Raw genomic sequence first — 20,585 nt, 5'->3', positions numbered from 1 at the left:
CACGGACGCCTCAGGCCGCCGCCGGGCCGCGGACGACGGGGCCGCCGGCCGCCACCCACGCCGACGTCCCGCCCTCGACGGTCACGGCGTCGTACCCGAGCGAGCCGAGCAGCGAGGCCATCGACCGGCTGCGGTTTCCGCTCTGGCAGATGACGTGGACGACCCGGTCGCGCGGCACCGGCCCGAGCGCCGAGGTGATCCGGCTCATCGGGGCGAGGACCGCGCCCGGCACGTGCCCGGAGAGGTACTCGGCCGGCTCGCGGACGTCGAGGACGAAGGCGCCGTCGGCGTGCCGGGCGCGCAGCGTGGGGATGTCGATGCTCCTGGTCATGTGGACAGCATACCCCCTGGGGTATAGTCTCGACAGACCCCACCCTTGGAGGAGACCGATGATCTTCACGCAGTACTACCTCGACTGCCTCTCGCAGGCCTCGTACCTCGTCGCCGACGAGACCACCGGGCAGGCGGTCGTCGTCGACCCGCGCCGCGACGTCGGCGAGTACCTCGACGACGCCCGCGCGCGCGGCCTGACCATTGTCGGGGTCGTCAACACCCACTTCCACGCCGACTTCGTCTCCGGCCACCTCGAGCTGGCCCGCGAGACCGGCGCCTGGATCGGCTACGGCGAGGCCGCGCGGGCCGACTTCCCGGTGCGCCACCTCGCCGACGGCGAGCGCATCTCCCTCGGCGAGGTGACCCTCGAGGTCATGGCCACCCCCGGCCACACCCCCGAGTCGATCTCCGTCCTCGTGTACGAGCACGCCGACGACGAGGTCGCCTACGGCGTGCTCACGGGCGACGCCCTCTTCATCGGCGACGTCGGGCGTCCCGACCTCCTCGCCTCGGTCGGCGTCACCGCCGACGAGCTCGGCCGGATGCTCTACGACTCGGTCCAGCACAAGCTGATGGGCCTCGACGACGCGGTCCGCGTCTTCCCGGCGCACGGCGCCGGCTCGGCGTGCGGCAAGAACCTCTCGACCGAGAAGCAGTCGACCATCGGCGCCCAGCGGGCCTTCAACTACGCCTGCCAGCCGATGACCGAGGACGCGTTCCTCGCCGTCGTCACCGAGGGACAGCCCTCGGCCCCGGGCTACTTCGTCTACAACGCGACCCTCAACAAGCAGGAGCGCGACGTCCGCGACACGGAGGCCACCGTCCCCGCCCTCACCGACGCCGAGGTCGACTCGGCCCTCGCCGAGGGAGCCGTGCTGCACGACGCGCGCGACGTCCAGGAGTTCGCCGCCGGCCACCTGCGGGGCGCGGTGAACGTCCCGGCCGACGGCCGGATGGCCGAGACCGTCGGGATGGTCCTCACGCCCGACCAGCCGGTCGTCATCATGGCCCCCGAGGGCACCGAGCAGGAGGTCGCCACCCGGTTCGCGCGCATCGGTTTCGACCGGGTGCTCGGCTACGTCGCCGACCCCGAGGCCTTCCTCCTCGCCCACGAGGACCACGTCGACCGGGCCAGCCGGCTCGGCGCGGCCGCGGCCGACGCGGCGAGCGCCGACCCGGACGTGCAGGTCGTCGACCTCCGCAACGCCGGCGAGGTCGCCTCGGGCATGGTCCCCGGGGCCCGGCACGTTCCCCTCGCCGAGCTGGCCGCCCGCGCCGGCGAGCTCGACAGCGCCCGGCCGGTCGTCGTGTACTGCGCCGGTGGCTGGCGCAGCAGCGTCGGGGCGAGCCTCCTGCGCAGCAAGGGGTTCACCGACGTCTCGGACATCCTCGGCGGCTACGGCGCCTGGGCCACCGCCCACGCTCCGGCGTGAGCGTCGCGCTGCTGCTCGCGGTCCTCGCCGGGGTGGCGGTCGGGCTCTCGCTCGGCGCCCTCGGCGGCGGCGGGTCGATCCTCGCCGTCCCGGCCCTCGTCTACGTGCTCTCGCTCGACCCGCGGGCGGCGACCACCGCCTCCCTCGTCGTCGTCGGGGCGACCGCGCTCACCGGCGCCGTCGGCCACGCGCGGGCCGGGCGGGTCGACTGGCGGGCGGCCCTCGTGGTCGCCGCGCTCGGCGTGCCCGCCGCGCTCGCCGGGTCCGTCGTCGGCCGGCTCGTCGACCCCCAGGCCCTCCTCGTCGCCTTCGCCGGGCTGATGGTCCTCGCCGCGGTGGCGATGTTCCGCCGGTCCCGGGGGGAGGTCGCCGCGGCCGCCCCCGCGCCGAGGACCGGTGCGCGCCGGGTGGTCCCGGTCGTCGCGGTCGGGCTCGGGGTCGGCTTCCTCACCGGGTTCCTCGGCGTCGGCGGCGGGTTCCTCGTCGTGCCGGCCCTCGTCCTGGCCCTCGGTTTCGCGATGCCGACGGCGGTCGGCACCTCGCTCGTCGTCATCGCGCTGACCAGCCTCGCGGCGTTCGCCGAGCGGGTGGGTCACGGCGCCGTGCCGTGGGGCGTCGTCGTGCCCTTCGCCGTCGCGGCGGCCGGCGGCTCGCTCCTCGGCCGGCACGTGACCGACCGGGTGCCGGCGGTGGTGCTGACCCGGGCCTTCGCGGTGCTGCTCCTCCTCGTCGGCGGCTACGTGGCCGTCCGGGCCGGCACCCGCCTCCAGGCGGCCTGACGGGTCAGCCGAGCGCCAGCTCGAAGCGACGCAGGGCCGGGTGGGGCGCGAAGAGCGACCACGACACCTCGTCGGTGGCGACCCATCCGCGCCTCTCGTAGAACGAGATCGCCCGGCGGTTCTCCTCGAACACGCGCAACCACGCGACCCGGTGCCCCGACTCCGCGATCGTGGCCACCAGCTCGTCGTGCACCCGCCCGGCCAGCCCGCTCCCCCACGTCCGGCGGGCCGTGCCGAGGTGGAAGAGCTCGTCGCGGCGCGTCGCGGCGAACCCGACGAGCACCCCGTCCTCCTCGGCCGCGAACGACCGGATGGCGGAGTCGGCCAGCTCGTGCACCCACCGTGCGCGGACCTCGGTGCGCGGGAAGGGGTGAGTCTCCTGCGGGAAGATGTGGGCCAGCGCCGCGACCGCCCCCTCCTCCTGCAGGGGCAGCAGCGCGTCGAGGTCGTCGGGGCGCAGCGGTCGCAGGAGGGGCACGCCGTCGACCGTATCCGTCGCCTAGCCTCGGACCGACCGGCACCACACCCTCGGAGCCCCGCCACCCGTCCAGGAGCGACCATGTCGACCACCGCGACGCCAGAGGAGCGCCGCGCCGTCCTGCCCGGCGACGACCTCGTCGCCCACGCCGACGCCGTCATGGACCGGGCCTTCACCATCGACGCGGCCCCCGACCGGGTGTGGCCCTGGGTTCAGCAGCTCGGGAAGCAGCGTGCCGGCTGGTACCTCCCGCGGCGCCTCGAGCGGTGGCTCCCGCGCGGCCGGCGCGCCGTGCGGCACGTCGAGGACCGGTGGCAGCACCTGCGACCCGGTGACGTCGTGCCCGACTACGGCGGCCGGCACGAGACCTTCACCGTCCACGCGGTCCACCCGCCGACCACGCTGGACTACACGTCGCAGCGCGGCGGGGCGCAGGTCTCGTGGGCCATCACCCTGGCCCCGGTCCCCACCGGCCCGACCGACGACGGCCCGGAGCGCACCCGGCTGCACCTGCGCCTGCGCGTCGGCCCGCTGAAGCACCCATGGCTCGTGCGGACCGGCGGGGACGCGGTCGACCGGCTGACCATCGAGGGCATGGCCGCCGGGCTCGCCGAGCGGCTGGCCGGACCCGCCGACGGCTGACAGGGTGGGGTGATGGGGTTCACCGTTCCGCACGAGGAGGCGCTCGACGCCTTCAGCACCTCCGTCGACTCCTTCGTCGAGGCGGCCCGGGCCGTCGACGAGCTCGCGCTGTTCGCCCCCTCGCGGTGTCACGGGTGGACGCGGTTCGAGGTCGTCGACCACGTCCTCGCCGGCTGGCGCGAGCTGCTCGGCGGGATGGCCGCCCGCACCCCGGGCCCGGCGACGGTCGACGCCGTCACGTACTGGACCGACTGGGGCGAAGCGCACGCCGCCGACGACCCCGTGGCCGTCCTCATGGCCCAGCGTCGGCACGCCGACGCCCACCCCCGGCCCTCCGCCGCCGTCGCCGCCCTCACGGAGGTGGCCGAGCAGCTGCGGCTGGTCTCGCCGTCACTGCCCGACGGGCACCACGCCTTCCAGGGCCAGGTGCTCACGAGCGGTGACCTGCTCGCGACCTGGGCGGTCGAGACGGTCGTGCACCAGCTCGACCTCGGCATCCCGCATCCGCCGCCCGCCGCGGCCCTCAACCTCGCCCGGCGCACCGCCGCCGAGGTGCCCGACCTCGTCGGGCGGGCCTGAACCCGCGGCGGCTCAGGCGCGGTTGGTGAAGGCGACCGAGACGTCGTCGCCCGGCCACACCTCGACGCCGGCGAGCGAGCCGGCGGCCACCGCCAGCCGTCCCCACCGCTCGCGCGGCATCCCGAGCACGTGCCCGAGGACGGCGCGCACGGTGCCGGCGTCGCAGACGACCACGGTGGTGCCGCCCCGCGCGACGACCCGCTCCCAGGCCTGCGCGGCACCGTCCGGCGACCACGCGGCGTCGACGACCGGGTCGACCCCCAGCGCGTCACCGACCTCCGCGGCGGTCTCGACCGCCTCGTCGGCCGACCCGGTGAGCAGGCAGCGCGGGGCTCCGCCGAGCAGCCGCTGCACCGAGGCCGCCGCCGAACGGGCGCCGTCGCCGGAGGCGGCCGCGACGAGCACGACGCGCACCGGCGTCCCCTCCCGCACGGGCACCGGGGCGCACGCGTCGGACGCACCGGGTGCCTCGGGCGCGTCGGACCCGTCGTGGCGCCGGTCGACGGTCAGGCCGTCCATCCCGTCGTTGGACAGGGCGTCGGCGGCCTTGTTCTCGGCGCGCGGGATCCACTCGTAGCGCACCGACCCGCCGGCCTCCCGGAGGGCGTTCGCGACCTCGCGGGCCTGCAGCGCCAGCCGGCGCATGTCCTCGTGCTTGATCTTCCAGCGACCGGCCATCTGCTCGACGACGAGCTTGGAGTCCATCCGCACGAGGACGTCGGCACCGGGGTCGATGGCGTGCGCGGCCTCGAGCCCGGCGATGAGCCCCCGGTACTCGGCGACGTTGTTCGACACCTTGCCCAGCGGCTCGGCGCGCTCGGCGAGCAGCGCGCCGGAGTCGGTGTCGCGCACGAGGGCCCCGTAGCCCGCGACCCCGGGGTTGCCGCGCGACCCGCCGTCGGCCTCGACGGTGAGCCTGCGGCTCACAGCCCCGACTCGGGCGTGCGGACGAGGATGCGGTTGCACTCCTCGCAGCGCAGGACCTCGTCCTCGTCGGCCGAGCGCAGGCGCTGGATCTCGACGGGGTTGAGCTCGAGCCGGCACCCCTCACACCGGCGCTGGCGCAGCGCGGCGGCGCCGGTGCCCGACGAGGCGCGGATCCGCTCGTAGAGCGCCACGAGGTCCTCCCCCACCTCGGCGACGAGGCCGTCACGGGGCGCGGCGACGTCGCGCTCCTCGCCCTCGAGCCGCGCGAGACCGGCATCGCGGTCGGCCTCGAGGCCGGCGATGCGCTCGCGCAGCTCGGCCATCCCGCGCTCGAGCTCGGCGACGTCGTGCTCGGCGTCCTCGGCCCGCTCCATGACCTCGAGCTCGACCTCCTCGAGCTCGCCCTGGCGCCGGGCGAGGGACTCGAGCTCGTGCTGGAGGGCCTGGAGGTCCTTCGCGGTGCCGGTGCCGGCGTCGAGGCGGGCCCGGTCGCGGGCGGCACGGTCGCGGACCAGCTGGACGTCGGCCTCGGACTTGGCGACCTCGCGCTGGATGTCCCCGAGCTCGGTGCGCGAGCGGACCAGCTGGTCGTCGAGGAGTCGGGCCTTGCCCTCGAGGTCGGCGAGCTCGGCGAGCTGCGGCAGGGTGCGCCGCGCGTGGGCGATCTGGCCCAGCCGCGTGTCGATGGCCTGGAGGTCGAGCAGCCGCTGCTGGCGGGCGGACTCGGCTCTCACGGGGTACCTCCCTCGTCGGCACCGACGACGAACGTCCAGGGGTCGGTGCGCACTGTGCTGATGTGGGTCTCCACCCTAGTGGCGTCCTCCCCGAGGCCCGCGCGCAGTGCCCGGTCGGCGCGCGCGAGCCAGACCTGCTCGCTCGCCCAGTGCCCCGCGTCGACGAGGTACGGCGGCCCGCCGCGGGCCTCCTCGCGGGCCTCGAGCGCCGGGTGGTGGCGCAGGTCGGCGGTGACGTAGACGTCGGCGCCGCAGGTCCGCACCGCGTCGAAGAGGTCGTCGCCGGCGCCCCCGAGCACCGCGACCCGCCGCACCGGCGCCTCCGGCGGACCGGAGACGCGCAGGCCACCTGCCGTCGCCGGCAGGTGGACGGCGAGGTCCTCGACGAAGCGCCGCAGCGGCAGCACCTCCGGGAGGTCGCCCACGCGCCCCATCGGCTGGTCCTCCGACCAGGTCAGCGGCTCGGTGTGCCCCAGCCCGCACGCCTCGGCGAGCGCCTCGCACACCCCGTCGGCGGCGACGTCGGCGTTCGTGTGCGCGACGTAGAGGGCGACGTCGCCGACGACGAGCCCGGTGACGGTCGCGCCCTTGGCCGACGTGGTCGCGACCGAGTGCACCCCGCGCAGCAGGAGCGGGTGGTGGGTGAGCAGCAGGTCGGCGCCGAGGGCCCGGGCCTCCTCGACGACCGCGAGGGTCGGGTCGACGGCGAGGTGGATGCGGCGCACGGGCTGGTCGGGATCGCCGGTGACGAGCCCGACCCGGTCCCAGGACTGGGCGCTCGACGGCGGGTAGAGGCGCTCGAGGACGTCGAGCACCTGGCGCAGGGTCGGCGGGGTGTCGGCGCTCATGTGGGCCCGGCCGGGATCGAACCGACGACCGACGCGGTGTAAACGCGGCGCTCTACCAGCTGAGCTACAGGCCCCTGGCGGTCATCGCCCGGGTGGGGCGGGACCGACCGCCGACATCATGGCAGGTCGGCCGGGCGGGCGGGCTCAGCCGACGAGGGCCGCGACCTCGGAGGGCAGGTCGGAGAAGTCGCGCGGCTCCCCCGGCCCGTTGACGAGGGTCCAGGCGATGCGACCGTCGCGACCGACGAGGAAGGTGCCGCGCTGCGCCGCCCCGCTCCCCTCGTTGAGGACGCCGTAGGCGCGGGCCACCGCACCGTGCGGCCACGCGTCGGAGAGCAGCGGGAAGAAGTAGCCCTGGATGTCGGCCCAGGCCCGGATGCTGAAGACCGCGTCGCAGGAGACGCAGACGACCTGGAGGTCGTCGGAGACGAACCGCTCGAGGTGGTCGCGGATCTCGTCGAGCTCGCCGGTGCAGATGCCCGAGAACGCCCAGGGGTAGAACACGACGACGACGTTCTTCTCGGCGGTGAGCGCCGAGAGCGAGACGTCGGCGCCGTTCTGGTCTCGGAGCGTGAAGTCCGGGGCGAGGTCGCCGACGGCGAGCGGGCGGGTCGCTGCGGTCATGTGCTCATCCTGCCAGCCCGTGCCGCCCCCGGCTCCCCCGCTCCCCCATACCCCCCGTGGTGTGTGTCACCCGAGGTCAGCGCCGGCCGCCACGCGGCGCGACGAGCTTGTGCGCCCGCCAGCCGTCGGCGGCGTTGAAGGTGCCCGCGAGGTGCAGGCCGGTGACGACCGCGGCCTCGTCGATGTCGCTGGGGTCGACCTCGCCGCCGTCGCCGCGCGGGGTGAGCAGCACGACGAAGCCGCCGTCCTCGAGCACCCCCACCATGTCGACGAGGGCGTCCCCGAGGTCGCCGTCCTCGGCGCGGAACCACAGGAGGACGGCGTCGGCGGCGCCCGTGTACTCGTCGTCCTCGAGCTCGGCGCCGCACACGTCCTCCACGGCGAAGCGGAACGGGTCGTCGACGTCGGCGTCGTAGCCGAACTCCTGGACCACCTGCTCGGGCGCGAAGCCCAGCCGCTCCACGGCTGCGGTGACGGTCGAGCCCGGGTCGACCGGGGGTGGGGCGGGCGTGTTCACGCGGACAAACCTCTCATGATCGGGTGCCCTGACGGGTGCTAGTCCACCAACGGTGCCGGGTCCGGTGCAAGTGGCTCGCCCGTGGCGGCCGGCCGCTCGTCGGCCCGCGGGCCCACGACGCGCCGGGCCTCGCGGGCCCGCCCGCCGACGACGTCGAGGAAGACCTCGGCGCCCGCGGCGTCGAGGTGGGGCACCGAGGCGTCGACCGGGCCCGGGGTCGAGACGACGGTGGCGCTCACGAGGCCGAGCCGGGCCTGGAGCGGACCCTGGTGCAGGGCGAGGGACTGCACGCGCGCGTGCGGCACGACGACCGCCCGGCGGGTGAACCGGCCCCGACGCACGTAGAGCGAGTGCGCGGCCAGCGCGTACCCGGTACGCCGCCACGACCACGGGTCGAGCCGGCGCGCGGCCGGCGGCAGGCCGGTCCACCCGGGCTCGCCCCCGTCGCCGTGGAGTGCCTCGAGGAGCACGGGGTCCTCCGGGTCGGCCCCGAGGGCCGAGAGGACGGTCATCGCCTCGGTGGAGGTGCCGACGGGCAGCAGCACGGTCTCGTCGTCGGTGGAGTCGCCGGCGTGCACGCCCGCGACGTTGACCCGCACCCGCCACCAGCCCCAGGGCCGCCACCACAGCGGCTGGAGGACCTCGACGGCCTGGACGCGGTGGAGGGGCACGGTGGCGTTGCGCAGGTCGGTCAGCCCGTGGCGGACCCGCAGCGCCGTGCCCGTGCGCCCGATCGCGAAGTTGCCGTGGACGAGCAGCTCCTTGACGCGGCTGACGCCGAGGCCGAGGACGACCGGGACGAGGGCCGGCGCCCCGGCGAGCACCTTGAGGCCGGCCTCGGCGATGCCGACGGTGAGCCCCGCGGCGAGGAGGAGCAGGCCGAGGACGATCGTCGAGCCGTGGAGGATCGTCGCGACGAACAGCCGCCCGTTCGGCACCTGGACGAGGGGGCGGACCCCCGGCTCGCGGTCGGTGGGGGACGGCGACGCGACCTCCGGCCCCGACGGCGCGACCTCCTGGCCCGGGGCGTGCTGGGGGGCGCCCCGGTCGTCGGCGCGGCCGGCGAGCTCGAGCAGGTGGGCGCGCACCTCCTCGGCCCGGTCGGCGCCGAGGAAGGCGAGGGTGAGGTGGGAGTCCGACCCGCCGGCGGACTGGACGACGACCTGGCTCAGCCCGAGGAGGCGGGCGAGGATCGGACGCGTCGTCTCGACCGCCTGGACCCGCTCGAGCGGGACCTGCCGGTGCTGCCGGAACAGCACGCCCGAGCGCAGCTCGACCTGGCCGCCGGCGACCCGGAAGCGCGAGAAGCGCCAGCTGACCCAGCTGACCCCGCCGACGACGGCGATGACGACGACGAGCGCGGCGACCGCGAGGAGCGGGTGCGCCGTGACGGCCCACGTCCCGTCGGCCTCGTCGCCGACGTCACCCGGGAGGTACTGCTCGGGGTCGAAGGACCGGAAGACCGAGTCGACGAGCTGGCTGACGACGTAGCCGAGCACGGCGAGGAGCACGACCCCGCCGCGGAGCAGCGGCGAGAGCGGGTGCAGCCGCTGCCAGCCGTCGTCGGGCGCGGCGGACGCCGTCGGCGCGGGGTGCGGAGCGGTCACAGCCCCGCCCGCTGGGCCTCACCGCGAGCGGCGAGGCGGCCACGCAGGGCCTCGGCCTCGGCGGTGGGCAGCCCGGGGAGCGAGCCGCCGCTCTCGGGCGAGGCGGTGTGGATCTCGCACGAGGCGATGCCGAAGGCGCGGGCCAGCGGCCCGGACTGGATGTCGACGTACTGCAGCCGCCCGTACGGCACGCTGACCAGGCTCCGGAACAACCGGCCCTTGCGGATGACGATCTCCTCGTCGAGCTCGACCCACGAGATGGCCGAGACCTGCCGGCGGATCACCCACAGCCCCCACAGCCCGGCGACGACGAGCGCCGCCGTGCCGAGCCAGACCCACCCGGTGACGAGCAGCGCGACGACGACGGTGGCGAGCAGGGGCACGACGAGCACCGCCCCGAGGACGATGAGCCGCACCGTGGCCAGGGCCGGCGCCACCGGCCGCCAGCCGAGGTCGCCGCCGCGCAGGGTCACCCCGAGTGTGGTGGTGTCGGTGCGCGTCGGGGACGGGTCGGGTGGGCTCGGCGGCGCCGGGTCGGTCATGCCGTCCAGTCTGCCCCAGCACCCGTGACGCGTCCGGCCGCACCGGGCGTGCGGTGTGTTTGGATGCGCTCATGGGCCGGGTGACGACACGGGTGCCCCGTACGCGGGTCGACGTCGCGCGCGACGCGCTCGTCGTGCGCCCCGACACCGTGGCCGTCGAGGAGCCGCTCGAGGTCCGCGTCGGCGAGCAGCCGGTGACGACGACGATGCGCACGCCCGGCGACGACTTCGACCTCGCCCTCGGCCACCTCCTCACCGAGGGGATGGTCGGCTCGGCCCACGACGTCGCGACGATGATGCACTGCACCGACGTCGGACCCGACGGCTCGCCGACCTTCAACGTCGTCGAGGCCGCCCTCTCCCCCGGGGTCGCGCTCCTGCGCCCGGCCCGCGAGCGCACCGAGTCGATGACGAGCGCCTGCGGCGTGTGCGGCGCGGCCTCCCTCGACGCCGTGCGCACCGCGAGCCGCTTCGACGTCGGCGCCGACCCCGTGACCCTCGACGCCACGGTGCTCGCGGGGCTGCCGGACGCGCTGCGCGAGCGCCAGCCGGTCTTCGAGCGGACCGGTGGCGTCCACGCCGCCGCCCTCGCCACGCCCGACGGCACGCTGCTCGCCGTGCGCGAGGACGTCGGCCGGCACAACGCCGTCGACAAGGTCGTCGGGGCGCTCTCGCGCGAGCGCGAGCTGCCCTTTGCGGGAACGGTGCTCGTCGTCAGCGCCCGCGCCAGCTTCGAGATCGTCCAGAAGGCGGCGGTCGTCGGCGTCCCGGCGGTCGTCGCCGTCGGTGCCCCCACCTCCCTCGCCGTCGAACTCGCCGCCGACGCGGGCATCACCCTCCTCGCGTTCACCCGGGAGCACCGCTTCTCGGTCTACGCGCGGCCCGACCGGGTCACCGGGACGGCGTGACCCTCGCCGTACCGTCCAGTAGCCCGACCCGGATTGTGACGCGGGCCGCACGAGGGTGAAGGATGGGCGGACCGGCCCCCGACCGGGGCGCGGTTCGCGACCGCTGAAAGGACGAGCGCGTGGCCCTCCACGAAGACGTCGGACCGATCCTCAACGGCATCCCGACGCACCTGCCGGACATCGACCCGACCGAGACCGACGAGTGGCTCGACAGCCTCGACGCGGTCATCGACGGCCCGGGCCGGATGCGCGCGCGCTACCTCATGCTGCGCCTCCTCGAGCGGGCCCGCGCGATGCAGGTCGGTGTCCCGTCGCTGACGACCACCGACTACGTCAACACGATCAGCCCCGAGCAGGAGCCGTGGTTCCCCGGCGACGAGGACGTCGAGCGCCGGTTCCGCGCCCTGCTCCGCTGGAACGCCGCGATGGTCGTGCACCGCGCGCAGCGCCCGGGCATCGGCGTCGGCGGGCACATCTCCACGTACGCCTCGGCCGCGACGCTCTACGAGGTGGGCATGAACCACTTCTTCCGCGGCAAGGACCACCCCGGCGGCGGCGACCACGTCTTCTTCCAGGGCCACGCCTCCCCCGGCATGTACGCCCGCGCCTTCCTCGAGGGTCGGATCAGCGAGGACCGCCTCGACGGCTTCCGCCAGGAGCACAGCCACGTCGTCGACGGCGCCCCGCTCGCCCTGCCGAGCTACCCGCACCCGCGGCTCATGCCCGACTTCTGGGAGTTCCCGACGGTGTCGATGGGCCTGGGCCCGATGAACGCCATCTACCAGGCGCAGTTCGACAAGTACCTGCACAACCGGGGCATCAAGGACACGAGCCAGCAGCACACGTGGGCCTTCCTCGGCGACGGCGAGATGGACGAGCCCGAGTCGCGCGGCCTGCTCCAGCTCGCCGCCCAGGAGGAGCTCGACAACCTCACCTTCGTCGTCAACTGCAACCTCCAGCGGCTCGATGGCCCGGTGCGCGGCAACGGCAAGATCGTCCAGGAGCTCGAGGCCTTCTTCCGCGGCGCCGGCTGGAACGTCATCAAGGTCGTCTGGGGTCGCGGCTGGGACCCGCTGCTCGCCGCCGACGGCGACGGCGCGCTCGTCCACCTCATGAACTCCACGTCGGACGGTGACTACCAGACCTTCCGCGCCAACGACGGCAAGTACGTCCGCGACCACTTCTTCGACCGCGACCCGCGCACCCGCCGGCTCGTCGAGGACTGGAGCGACGACGAGATCTGGTGGAAGCTCAAGCGCGGCGGCCACGACTACCGCAAGGTCTACGCCGCCTACAAGGCCGCGATGGGCCACACCGGCCAGCCGACCGTCGTCCTCGCCAAGACGATCAAGGGCTACGGCCTCGGCAAGGGCTTCGCCGGCCGCAACGCCACGCACCAGATGAAGAAGCTCTCGCTCGACGACCTCAAGGGGCTGCGCGACAGCCTCGGCATCCCCGTCGACGACGCGCAGCTCGAGAAGGACCCGTACAACGCGCCGTACTTCCACCCGGGCGCCGACGACGAGGTCATCCAGTACGCCCTCGAGCGGCGGCGCAAGCTCGGTGGCGGCCTGCCGGAACGCCGCTCGAAGCACATCCCCATCCACCTGCCCGACGGCTCGGCCTACGCGCAGGTGAAGAAGGGCTCGGGCAAGCAGGAGGTCGCCACGACGATGGCGTTCGTCCGGCTGCTCAAGGACCTCATGCGCGACAAGGAGTTCGGCAACCGGATCGTGCCGATCATCCCCGACGAGGCCCGCACCTTCGGGATGGACTCGTTCTTCTCGACGATCAAGATCTACAACCCGCACGGCCAGCGCTACACGCCCGTCGACGCCGAGCTGATGCTCGCCTACCGCGAGGCGACCGACGGCCAGATCCTCCACCTCGGCATCAACGAGGGCGGGTCGATGGCGGCCTTCACGGCGGTCGGGTCGAGCTACGCCACGCACGGCGAGCCGATGATCCCGATCTACGTCTTCTACTCGATGTTCGGCTTCCAGCGCACCGGCGACTCGATCTGGGCCGCCGCCGACCAGATGACGCGTGGCTTCCTCATCGGCGCCACCGCCGGGCGCACGACGCTCACCGGCGAGGGCCTCCAGCACGCCGACGGGCACAGCCCGCTGCTGGCGTCGACGAACCCCGCTGTGGTGCACTACGACCCGGCGTTCGCCTACGAGATCGCACACATCGTGCAGGACGGCCTGCACCGCATGTACGGGACCGACGACTCGCTCACCGACGACGAGCGCAACGTCATCTACTACCTCACGGTCTACAACGAGCCGATGCGTCAGCCGGCCGAGCCCGAGGACCTCGACCGCGAGGGCCTGCTCAAGGGGATGTACCTCTACGCCGAGGGCTCCACCGAGGGGCTGCCCGAGGGTGCGCCGCGGGTGCAGCTGCTCGCGTCGGGCGTCGGCATGCCGTGGGCGCTCGAGGCCCAGGAGCTGCTGCGCAACGACTGGCACGTCGCCGCCGACGTGTGGTCGGTGACCTCGTGGAACGAGCTGCGCCGTGACGGGCTCGCCTGCGACGAGGCCGCGTTCCTCCACCCCGAGGCCGAGGCCCGGGTGCCGTGGGTCACCCAGAAGCTGCGCGACCGCCAGGGTCCGGTCGTCGCCGTGTCCGACTACATGCGGGCCGTCCAGGACCAGATCGCCCAGTGGGTGCCCGGCGACTTCTCCTCGCTCGGGGCCGACGGGTTCGGCTTCTCCGACACCCGACCCGCCGCGCGCCGGTACTTCCACATCGACGGCCCGTCGATGGCGGTCCGGGCGCTGCAGGCCCTCGCCGAGCGCGGCGAGGTCGAGCGGTCGGTGCCGCTCGAGGCCGCGCGCCGGTACCGGCTGCACGACGTGACGGCCGGGGCGTCCGGCAACGAGGGCGGCGACAGCTGATGCTCGTCGCGTTCTCGATCGCGCCGAGCAGCCCGGACGACACCGGCTCCTACGCGGCCGCGGTCGCGGAGGCGGTCGGCATCGTCCGGGCCAGCGGCCTCCCCCACGAGACGAACGCGATGTTCACGAACCTCGAGGGCGAGTGGGACGAGGTCTTCGGCGTGCTGGAGCAGTGCGTCGACGCGATGACCGCCCGGCACCCCCGCGTCTCGCTCGTCGTCAAGGCCGACATCCGCCCCGGCCACACCGGGATGCTCGAGTCCAAGGTCCGTCGCGTCGACGAGGTGCTCGGCGAGGGCTGAGCCCGTCCGGCCTCAGGAGGCGGCGGCGTCCCCGTCCCGCAGCCGGTCGCGCGCCTCGACGCAGATGTCGGGCTGGTCGCAGAAGACGCCGTCGACACCGGTGCGCAGGAACCGCTCGACGAGGTCGGCGAGCCGGCCGTGCGCCGCGGGGTCGGTGCCCACCCGGAAGTCGACGGGCAGGAAGGTGTTCTCGGCGCGGAACGTGTACGGGGTCACGGTCAGCCCCGCGGCGTGGGCGTCGCGGACCAGCGTCGTCGGTGTGCCGAGCGTCCCGTCGGCGCGGCGCGGGATGACGAGCGAGGAGTCGGGGCCGATCGCGTCGACCGTCCGGGCGAGCCGGCGCAGCGAGTCCGCGCGGAGGAGCTCGGCGTACGAGCGCGGCGTCCCGGCGGCGGTGAGGTCGTAGGGCCCTCCGGTCGCCGAGGCGAGGAGGACGAGCCGGGCGCGGTAGCGGTGGTGCTCGCGGAGGTCGACGAGCGGTGTCCACTCGAAGGACTGCGTCCACAGCGGGGCGTCCGGCCGGTTCAGCCCGGCCCGGGTGACGGCGCGGACGAGCGCCCGCTCGGGGTCCAGCCCGCGCGAGTGCAGGTACGTCGAGTGCTTGATCTCCGGGATGATTCCGATGCTGCGGTGCTGCTCGCGGCTCAGCCGGGCCCGGAGGGCGAGCACCTCGTCGAAGGTCGGCACGGCGTACCGCCCGTCGAAGCGGGCGCTGCCCGGCCGCAGCTCGGGGAGCCGCTCGACCGCCCGCAGGGTGCGCAGCTCGCGCAGCGTGAAGTCGTCGACGAACCAGCCGGTGACCGACTGCCCGTCGACCTGGCGGGTCGTCCGCCGGTCGGCGAACTCCGGGTGCTCGGCGACGTCGGTCGTGCCGCTGATCTCCGGTTCGTGGCGGTCGACGAGCACACCGTCGCGGGTCATCACGAGGTCGGGCTCGATGAGGTCGGCCCCCTGGGCGGCGGCGAGCCGGTAGGCGGCCAGGGTGTGCTCGGGCCGGTAGCCGGAGGCGCCCCGGTGGGCGATGACGAGCGGCGCGGTGGTCGGCGGGTGCGGGTGCCCCCGGTCGGCCGGCACGGCCGCCTGGGCGGGCACGGCCGGTCCGGCGAGCAGACCGAGGGCGAGGGTGGTCACGGCGAGTCCTGTCGTGGGTCGGATCACGGCCACGACGCTAGGAGGGCGACGACGAACCCCGGCCGACGACGGCGTGACGGCGGGATGACGCTTCGGTGGCCGTCCGAGGCCGTCGGGCCACGCGGCGGTCATTTGGGAAGTATGCAGAGCCCTGTATATAGTTGCACCGTGTCCAAGGTCCTGACTTCCCTGCCCGTCGGCGAGCGCGTCGGCATCGCCTTCTCCGGAGGGCTCGACACCTCCGTCGCCGTCGCGTGGATGCGCGAGAAGGGCGCCGTGCCCTGCACCTACACCGCCGACCTCGGCCAGTACGACGAGCCCGAGATCGACACCGTCCCGTCCCGCGCCGGCGAGTACGGGGCTGAGCTGGCCCGCCTCGTCGACTGCCGCGCGGCGCTCGTCGAGGAGGGGCTCTCGGCCCTGGCCTGCGGCGCGTTCCACATCCGCACCGGCGGGCGGACGTACTTCAACACCACGCCCCTCGGCCGGGCGGTCACCGGCACCCTCCTCGTCCGGGCGATGCACGCCGACGACGTCGAGATCTGGGGAGACGGCTCGACCTTCAAGGGCAACGACATCGAGCGGTTCTACCGCTACGGGCTGCTCGCCAACCCGAACCTGCGCGTCTACAAGCCGTGGCTCGACGCCGACTTCGTCCACGAGCTCGGCGGTCGGCACGAGATGAGCGCCTGGCTCACCGAGCGCTCGCTCCCCTACCGGGCCAGCCAGGAGAAGGCGTACTCGACCGACGCGAACATCTGGGGCGCCACCCACGAGGCCAAGACCCTCGAGCACCTCGAGGAGTCGATGGAGGTCGTCGAGCCGATCATGGGCGTCCGCTTCTGGGACCCCGCGGTCGCCATCGAGCCCGAGGACGTGACCATCGCCTTCGTCGAGGGCCGTCCGGTCGCGATCAACGGCACCACGCTCGACCCCGTCGCGCTCGTGCACGAGGCCAACACCATCGGCGGCCGGCACGGCCTCGGGATGTCGGACCAGATCGAGAACCGCATCATCGAGGCCAAGTCGCGCGGCATCTACGAGGCGCCGGGCATGGCGCTGCTGCACATCGCCTACGAGCGGCTGCTCAACGCCGTGCACAACGAGGACACGATCGCGAACTACCACAACGAGGGTCGTCGCCTCGGCCGGCTCCTGTACGAGGGCCGCTGGCTCGACCCGCAGAGCCTCATGCTCCGCGAGGCCGTCCAGCGGTGGATCGCCTCGGTCGTCACCGGCCAGGTGACCCTGCGGCTGCGGCGCGGCGAGGACTACTCCATCGTCGACACCCGCGGCGAGAACTTCAGCTACCACCCGGACAAGCTGTCGATGGAGCGCGTCGAGAACGCCGCCTTCGGCCCGCAGGACCGGATCGGGCAGCTGACGATGCGCAACCTCGACATCGCCGACAGCCGCGCCAAGCTCGAGCTCTACGCCGAGCAGCCGAACGACCAGGGCCAGCTGCTCGTCGAGAACGGCACGCTCTTCGGCGAGCTGCCGGCCGGCGGCTACGACCGGATCACCGACAACCCGTCGGCCGGCGGCACCGACGAGCAGGCGCTCGACGCCGCCGCGATGGAGTTCGGCACCGACTGAGGTCGCCCCTCCCCGCGGGTCGAGGTGAAACCCGACCGGCTGCCGGTCTCCTTTCACCTCGAACCAGGGCCTTCCCGCTCGTCCGGAACCTCCAAATAGACTCCGGGCATGTCCTCGGCCGAGACCCGCGCCCGGGTCGCCCGCGCCGGGGGCGACCTCGGGGCAGCGGCGGTGCGGCAGATGGAGGCCGACCACGAGTGGTTCCGGGCGCTGTCGGCCGAGAACCGGTCGTGGGTCGGGCTCGTCGCGCAGGCCGGCATCAGCAGCTTCATCGACTGGTTCGGCGGCGACCAGGAGCGACCGGCGGTCACCGCCGACGTCTTCGGCACCGCACCGCGCGAGCTGACCCGTTCGATCAGCCTCGCCCAGACCCTCGACCTCATCCGCACCGTCATCGGCGTCGTCGAGCGCGAGATCTCCGGCATCGCCGCCCCGGGCGAGGGCGACCTCGCGCGCGAGGCGGTGCTGCGCTACAGCCGGGAGGTGGCCTTCGCCGCGGCCGAGGTCTACGCCGAGGCCGCCGAGGCCCGCGGCGCGTGGGACGCGCGGCTGGAGTCGCTCGTCGTCGACGCCGTCATCCGGGGCGAGGCCGATGACTCGATGCAGTCGCGCGCGGCCGCCCTCGGCTGGGGCGCGGTCAGCGGGGTCGCCGTCGTCGTGGGGTCCACCCCGCCGGGCACGACCGGCGCGGTCGTCGGTGAGCTGCACCGCACGGCCCGCCGCACCGGTGTCGAGCTGCTCGTCGCCATCCACGGCCCCCGCGTCGTGTGCATCGGTGGCGGGGTCACCGACCCGATGTCGCTGGCCGGCACCCTCGACCCCCACCTCGGCGACGGCCCGATCGTCGTCGGACCCACCGTGCCTCACCTCTTCGCCGCCGGCCGCAGCGCCCGGGCGGCGATCTCGGGCCACACCGCCGCCCCCGCCTGGCCGGCCGCACCACGCCCCGTCCACGCCGACGACCTGCTCGCCGAGCGCGCCCTCCTCGGCGACCTCCCGGCCCGCAACGCCCTCGCCGCCCGCATCGTCCGGCCGCTCGAGGAGGCGAGCGGCGGCTCGCTGCTCGAGACCGCGGCCGCGTGGCTCGACGGCGGGCTCGGGGTCGAGGGCACGGCGCGCGCGCTCATCGTCCACCCGAACACCGTCCGCTACCGCCTCGCCGGCATCGCGAAGGCCACCGGCTACGACCTCACCGACCCGCACGACGCCCAGACCGTCCGGCTGGCCCTCGCGCTGCACCGGCTCGGCCCCGTGACCCGCACCACACCGCGCCCCTGAGCCGTACGGCTTTGTGGACATCCTCCAAAACGCTCGCCCGAGGTTCGTCCCCCCTCGTCACGAACCGGCCACGGCGCACGGGACAGGCTGGGACCCGTGATCGTCATCGTCTGTCCCGGCCAGGGCTCGCAGACCCCGGGGTTCCTCGCCCCGTGGCTCGAGCTGCCCGGTGCGCGTGAGCACCTCACCGCCCTCTCCGACGCCGCGGGGGTCGACCTCGTCGCCCACGGCACGACCTCGGACGAGGAGACGATCAAGGACACCGCCGTGGCCCAGCCGCTGCTCGTCGGCGCCGGCCTCCTCGCCCTGCGCGCGCTCGGCGACCACACTCCGCCGGGCGCCCTCGCCGGCCACTCCGTCGGCGAGATCACCGCGGCCGCCGCGGCGGGCGTCCTCGCCGAGGACGACGCGATGCGCCTCGTGGCCCTGCGCGGCCGGGCGATGGCCGAAGCCAGCGCCGCCACCCCCACCGGCATGAGCGCGGTCCTCGGCGGCGACCCCGACGACGTCCTCGCGACCATCGAGCGCCACGACCTCACGCCGGCCAACGTCAACGGCGCCGGCCAGGTCGTCGCCGCCGGCGCCCTGCCCGCGCTCGCCGCCCTCGCCGACGACCCGCCCGCGAAGGCCCGCGTCATCCCGCTCAAGGTGGCCGGCGCCTTCCACACCCACTACATGGCACCGGCGGTCGAGGCGCTGCGCGCGGCCGCCGCCGACCACGACGTCTCCGACCCCGGAGTCACCCTCGTCTCGAACCGCGACGGCGCCACGGTCACCGACGGCCGCGAGGTCCTCGACCGCATCGTCGCCCAGGTGTCGAACCCGGTGCGCTGGGACCTCTGCATGGAGCGGTTCGCAGCCCTCGGCGTCACGGGCATCATCGAGCTGCCGCCGTCGGGCACCCTCGTCGGCCTCGCCAAGCGGGCCCTCAAGGGTGTCGAGCTGCTCGCCGTCAAGACCCCGGACGACCTCGACGCCGCCCGCACCCTCCTCGAGGAGCACTCCGCATGACCCTCTCCCCCAAGGGCACCGGCCACCTCACCGCCGGCCCGGTCACGAACTCGCGCATCAGCGGCGTCGGCGGCTACCGCCCGCGCCGGGTCGTGCCCAACAGCGAGATCGTCGACCGCATCGACTCCTCGGACGAGTGGATCCGCGAGCGCTCGGGCATCATCGAGCGGCGCTTCGCCGGTGAGGGCGAGTCGGTCATCGACATGTCGGTCTTCGCCGCGACGCCGGCCCTCGAGATGGCCGGCGTGGCCCCCGAGGACCTCGACGCCGTCATCGTCGCGACCGTCAGCTGGCCGTACCAGACCCCGGCCGCCGCCCCGATGCTCGCCGAGCGGCTCGGCACCAAGGGCGCGGCCTTCGACATCTCGGCGGCGTGCGCCGGCTACTGCCACGGCATCTCGCTGGCCTCCGACATGGTGCGCACCGGCACGGCCCGCAACGTCCTCGTCGTCGGGGTCGAGCGGCTCTCCGACTTCACCTCGCTCGACGACCGCGGCACGGCGTTCATCTTCGCCGATGGCGCGGGCGCGGCGGTCGTCAGCCAGTCCGACACCGTCGGCATCGGCCCGACCGTCTGGGGCTCGGACGGCGCGCAGTGGGAGGCCATCTCGCAGACCGAGTCGTGGATCGACGTCCACGAGAAGAACCTCGGCTGGCCGCACATCGGGATGGCCGGGCAGACGGTCTTCCGCTGGGCCGTCTGGGGCATGGCGCCCGTCGCGCAGCAGGCCCTCGACGCCGCCGGCATCACCGCCGACCAGCTCGACGCGTTCATCCCGCACCAGGCCAACGTGCGCATCATCGACGCGATGGCCAAGAAGCTCGCCCTGCCGCCGGACCTGCCCATCGCCCGCGACATCGCCTACACCGGCAACACCTCGGCGGCCTCGATCCCGCTGGCGATGGAGCGGATGGTGCGGCACGGTGAGATCCCGAGCGGCGGGCTCGCCCTCCAGATCGGCTTCGGCGCCGGGCTGTCCTACGCGGCGCAGGTCGTCGTCATCCCCTGACTCCCGTGGGCCCACGGGTCACCCGGGCCGAGCAGCACCCCAACCCCCACCGAAGGAGAGCACGATGGCAGACCAGCAGGAGATCCTCAGCGGCCTCGCGGAGATCGTCAACGAGGAGACCGGCCTGGACCCGGCCGAGGTCCAGATGGACAAGTCCTTCACCGACGACCTCGACATCGACTCGCTGTCGATGATGACCATCGTCGTCAACGCCGAGGAGAAGTTCGGCGTCCGCATCCCCGACGACGAGGTCAAGAACCTCGCCACCGTCGGCGACGCGGTCAACTTCATCCAGTCCAACCAGGGCTGAGCGCCGGGGGGGGGGGGGCCCCCCCCGCGGGGGGGGGGGCCCCCCCCCCCCCCCCCCCCCCCCCCCCCCCCCCCCCCCCACCCCCCCCCCCCC

At 74.4% G+C, this 20,585-nt stretch carries 22 protein-coding genes and 1 tRNA gene; 12 read left to right on the top strand and 11 right to left on the bottom strand.

Annotated elements, in window-relative coordinates; all coding sequences use genetic code 11:
- Positions 1-10: 10 nt before the first annotated feature.
- Positions 11-331, bottom strand: coding sequence for a rhodanese-like domain-containing protein (locus tag JQN70_RS02890; protein WP_204129823.1), 321 nt, complete (start codon positions 329-331; stop codon positions 11-13).
- Between the two features lie 58 nt (positions 332-389).
- Between JQN70_RS02890 and JQN70_RS02885 the strand changes: the two genes are divergently transcribed.
- Both JQN70_RS02885 and JQN70_RS02880 read left to right on the top strand, forming a co-directional pair.
- A complete protein-coding gene (locus JQN70_RS02885) occupies positions 390-1,766 on the top strand; it encodes an MBL fold metallo-hydrolase (RefSeq protein WP_204129822.1) in 1,377 nt (458 codons plus the stop codon).
- The gene (locus JQN70_RS02880; RefSeq protein WP_204129821.1) at positions 1,763-2,545 is read left to right on the top strand and encodes a sulfite exporter TauE/SafE family protein; all 783 of its coding nucleotides are present in this window, start codon (positions 1,763-1,765) and stop codon (positions 2,543-2,545) included. The genes JQN70_RS02885 and JQN70_RS02880 overlap by 4 nt, the downstream gene beginning before the upstream one ends.
- Before the next feature lie 4 nt (positions 2,546-2,549).
- On the opposite strand, the gene JQN70_RS02875 is transcribed toward JQN70_RS02880, so the two are convergent.
- Complete coding sequence (locus JQN70_RS02875; RefSeq protein ID WP_204129820.1) at positions 2,550-3,023, bottom strand: GNAT family N-acetyltransferase; 474 nt, start codon at positions 3,021-3,023, stop codon at positions 2,550-2,552.
- 81 nt (positions 3,024-3,104) lie between these two features.
- Between JQN70_RS02875 and JQN70_RS02870 the strand changes: the two genes are divergently transcribed.
- Together JQN70_RS02870 and JQN70_RS02865 are read left to right on the top strand one after the other, a co-directional pair.
- A complete protein-coding gene (locus JQN70_RS02870) occupies positions 3,105-3,665 on the top strand; it encodes an SRPBCC family protein (protein ID WP_204129819.1) in 561 nt (186 codons plus the stop codon).
- Between the two features lie 12 nt (positions 3,666-3,677).
- Entirely contained in the window at positions 3,678-4,244 is a 567-nt protein-coding gene (locus tag JQN70_RS02865) for a maleylpyruvate isomerase N-terminal domain-containing protein (RefSeq protein WP_204129818.1), read from the top strand.
- A 12-nt stretch (positions 4,245-4,256) separates the two neighbouring features.
- Here JQN70_RS02865 and JQN70_RS02860 read toward each other — a convergent pair whose 3' ends face one another.
- The 8 genes from JQN70_RS02860 to JQN70_RS02825 all read right to left on the bottom strand — a co-directional run bounded on the left by JQN70_RS02860 (position 4,257) and on the right by JQN70_RS02825 (position 10,043).
- The gene (locus tag JQN70_RS02860; RefSeq protein ID WP_204129817.1) at positions 4,257-5,171 is read right to left on the bottom strand and encodes a reverse transcriptase-like protein; all 915 of its coding nucleotides are present in this window, start codon (positions 5,169-5,171) and stop codon (positions 4,257-4,259) included.
- The gene (locus JQN70_RS02855) at positions 5,168-5,905 is read right to left on the bottom strand and encodes a zinc ribbon domain-containing protein (protein WP_204129816.1); all 738 of its coding nucleotides are present in this window, start codon (positions 5,903-5,905) and stop codon (positions 5,168-5,170) included. Before JQN70_RS02855 ends, JQN70_RS02860 begins: the two co-directional genes overlap by 4 nt.
- The gene (locus tag JQN70_RS02850) at positions 5,902-6,753 is read right to left on the bottom strand and encodes a Nif3-like dinuclear metal center hexameric protein (protein ID WP_204129815.1); all 852 of its coding nucleotides are present in this window, start codon (positions 6,751-6,753) and stop codon (positions 5,902-5,904) included. Before JQN70_RS02850 ends, JQN70_RS02855 begins: the two co-directional genes overlap by 4 nt.
- A gap of 1 nt (position 6,754) precedes the next feature.
- A tRNA-Val gene (locus JQN70_RS02845) sits at positions 6,755-6,827 on the bottom strand.
- Positions 6,828-6,897: 70 nt separating this feature from the next.
- Complete coding sequence (locus JQN70_RS02840) at positions 6,898-7,377, bottom strand: peroxiredoxin (protein WP_204129814.1); 480 nt, start codon at positions 7,375-7,377, stop codon at positions 6,898-6,900.
- A gap of 76 nt (positions 7,378-7,453) precedes the next feature.
- Positions 7,454-7,894 carry a DUF3052 domain-containing protein gene (locus JQN70_RS02835; protein WP_204129813.1) on the bottom strand — a complete coding sequence of 147 codons (441 nt, stop codon included), beginning with the start codon at positions 7,892-7,894 and terminating at the stop codon, positions 7,454-7,456.
- Between the two features lie 38 nt (positions 7,895-7,932).
- Complete coding sequence (locus JQN70_RS02830) at positions 7,933-9,501, bottom strand: PH domain-containing protein (RefSeq protein WP_204129812.1); 1,569 nt, start codon at positions 9,499-9,501, stop codon at positions 7,933-7,935.
- On the bottom strand, positions 9,498-10,043 hold the full coding sequence (locus JQN70_RS02825) for a PH domain-containing protein (RefSeq protein ID WP_204129811.1): 546 nt from the start codon (positions 10,041-10,043) through the stop codon (positions 9,498-9,500). Before JQN70_RS02825 ends, JQN70_RS02830 begins: the two co-directional genes overlap by 4 nt.
- Positions 10,044-10,135: 92 nt before the next feature.
- Between JQN70_RS02825 and fdhD the strand changes: the two genes are divergently transcribed.
- The 3 genes from fdhD (at position 10,136) to JQN70_RS02810 (ending at position 14,156) form a co-directional block, all read left to right on the top strand.
- Positions 10,136-10,951: a formate dehydrogenase accessory sulfurtransferase FdhD gene (gene fdhD, locus JQN70_RS02820; protein ID WP_434063738.1), complete on the top strand. Its 816-nt coding sequence runs from the start codon at positions 10,136-10,138 to the stop codon at positions 10,949-10,951.
- Positions 10,952-11,070: 119 nt separating this feature from the next.
- Entirely contained in the window at positions 11,071-13,854 is a 2,784-nt protein-coding gene (gene aceE / locus JQN70_RS02815) for a pyruvate dehydrogenase (acetyl-transferring), homodimeric type (RefSeq protein WP_204129809.1), read from the top strand.
- Positions 13,854-14,156: a thiamine-binding protein gene (locus JQN70_RS02810; protein WP_204129808.1), complete on the top strand. Its 303-nt coding sequence runs from the start codon at positions 13,854-13,856 to the stop codon at positions 14,154-14,156. Before aceE ends, JQN70_RS02810 begins: the two co-directional genes overlap by 1 nt.
- A 12-nt stretch (positions 14,157-14,168) precedes the next feature.
- On the opposite strand, the gene JQN70_RS02805 is transcribed toward JQN70_RS02810, so the two are convergent.
- Positions 14,169-15,314: a glycerophosphodiester phosphodiesterase family protein gene (locus tag JQN70_RS02805; RefSeq protein ID WP_307835781.1), complete on the bottom strand. Its 1,146-nt coding sequence runs from the start codon at positions 15,312-15,314 to the stop codon at positions 14,169-14,171.
- 141 nt (positions 15,315-15,455) lie between these two features.
- Between JQN70_RS02805 and argG the strand changes: the two genes are divergently transcribed.
- The 5 genes from argG (at position 15,456) to JQN70_RS02780 (ending at position 20,492) form a co-directional block, all read left to right on the top strand.
- Positions 15,456-16,883 carry an argininosuccinate synthase gene (gene argG / locus JQN70_RS02800; RefSeq protein ID WP_204129806.1) on the top strand — a complete coding sequence of 476 codons (1,428 nt, stop codon included), beginning with the start codon at positions 15,456-15,458 and terminating at the stop codon, positions 16,881-16,883.
- Positions 16,884-16,991: 108 nt separating this feature from the next.
- A complete protein-coding gene (locus JQN70_RS02795) occupies positions 16,992-18,161 on the top strand; it encodes a PucR family transcriptional regulator (RefSeq protein ID WP_239110512.1) in 1,170 nt (389 codons plus the stop codon).
- A 96-nt stretch (positions 18,162-18,257) separates the two neighbouring features.
- Entirely contained in the window at positions 18,258-19,172 is a 915-nt protein-coding gene (locus JQN70_RS02790) for an ACP S-malonyltransferase (protein WP_204129805.1), read from the top strand.
- The gene (locus JQN70_RS02785) at positions 19,169-20,182 is read left to right on the top strand and encodes a beta-ketoacyl-ACP synthase III (protein ID WP_204129804.1); all 1,014 of its coding nucleotides are present in this window, start codon (positions 19,169-19,171) and stop codon (positions 20,180-20,182) included. Before JQN70_RS02790 ends, JQN70_RS02785 begins: the two co-directional genes overlap by 4 nt.
- 64 nt (positions 20,183-20,246) lie before the next feature.
- A complete protein-coding gene (locus JQN70_RS02780) occupies positions 20,247-20,492 on the top strand; it encodes an acyl carrier protein (RefSeq protein WP_166120800.1) in 246 nt (81 codons plus the stop codon).
- Positions 20,493-20,585 lie beyond the last annotated feature (93 nt).

This window comes from Phycicoccus sonneratiae (genome assembly GCF_016887965.1).
GTDB lineage: Bacteria > Actinomycetota > Actinomycetes > Actinomycetales > Dermatophilaceae > Phycicoccus > Phycicoccus sonneratiae.
Note: the sequence above shows the minus strand (reverse complement) of the source record. Positions and strands in the feature narration are given on the sequence as shown.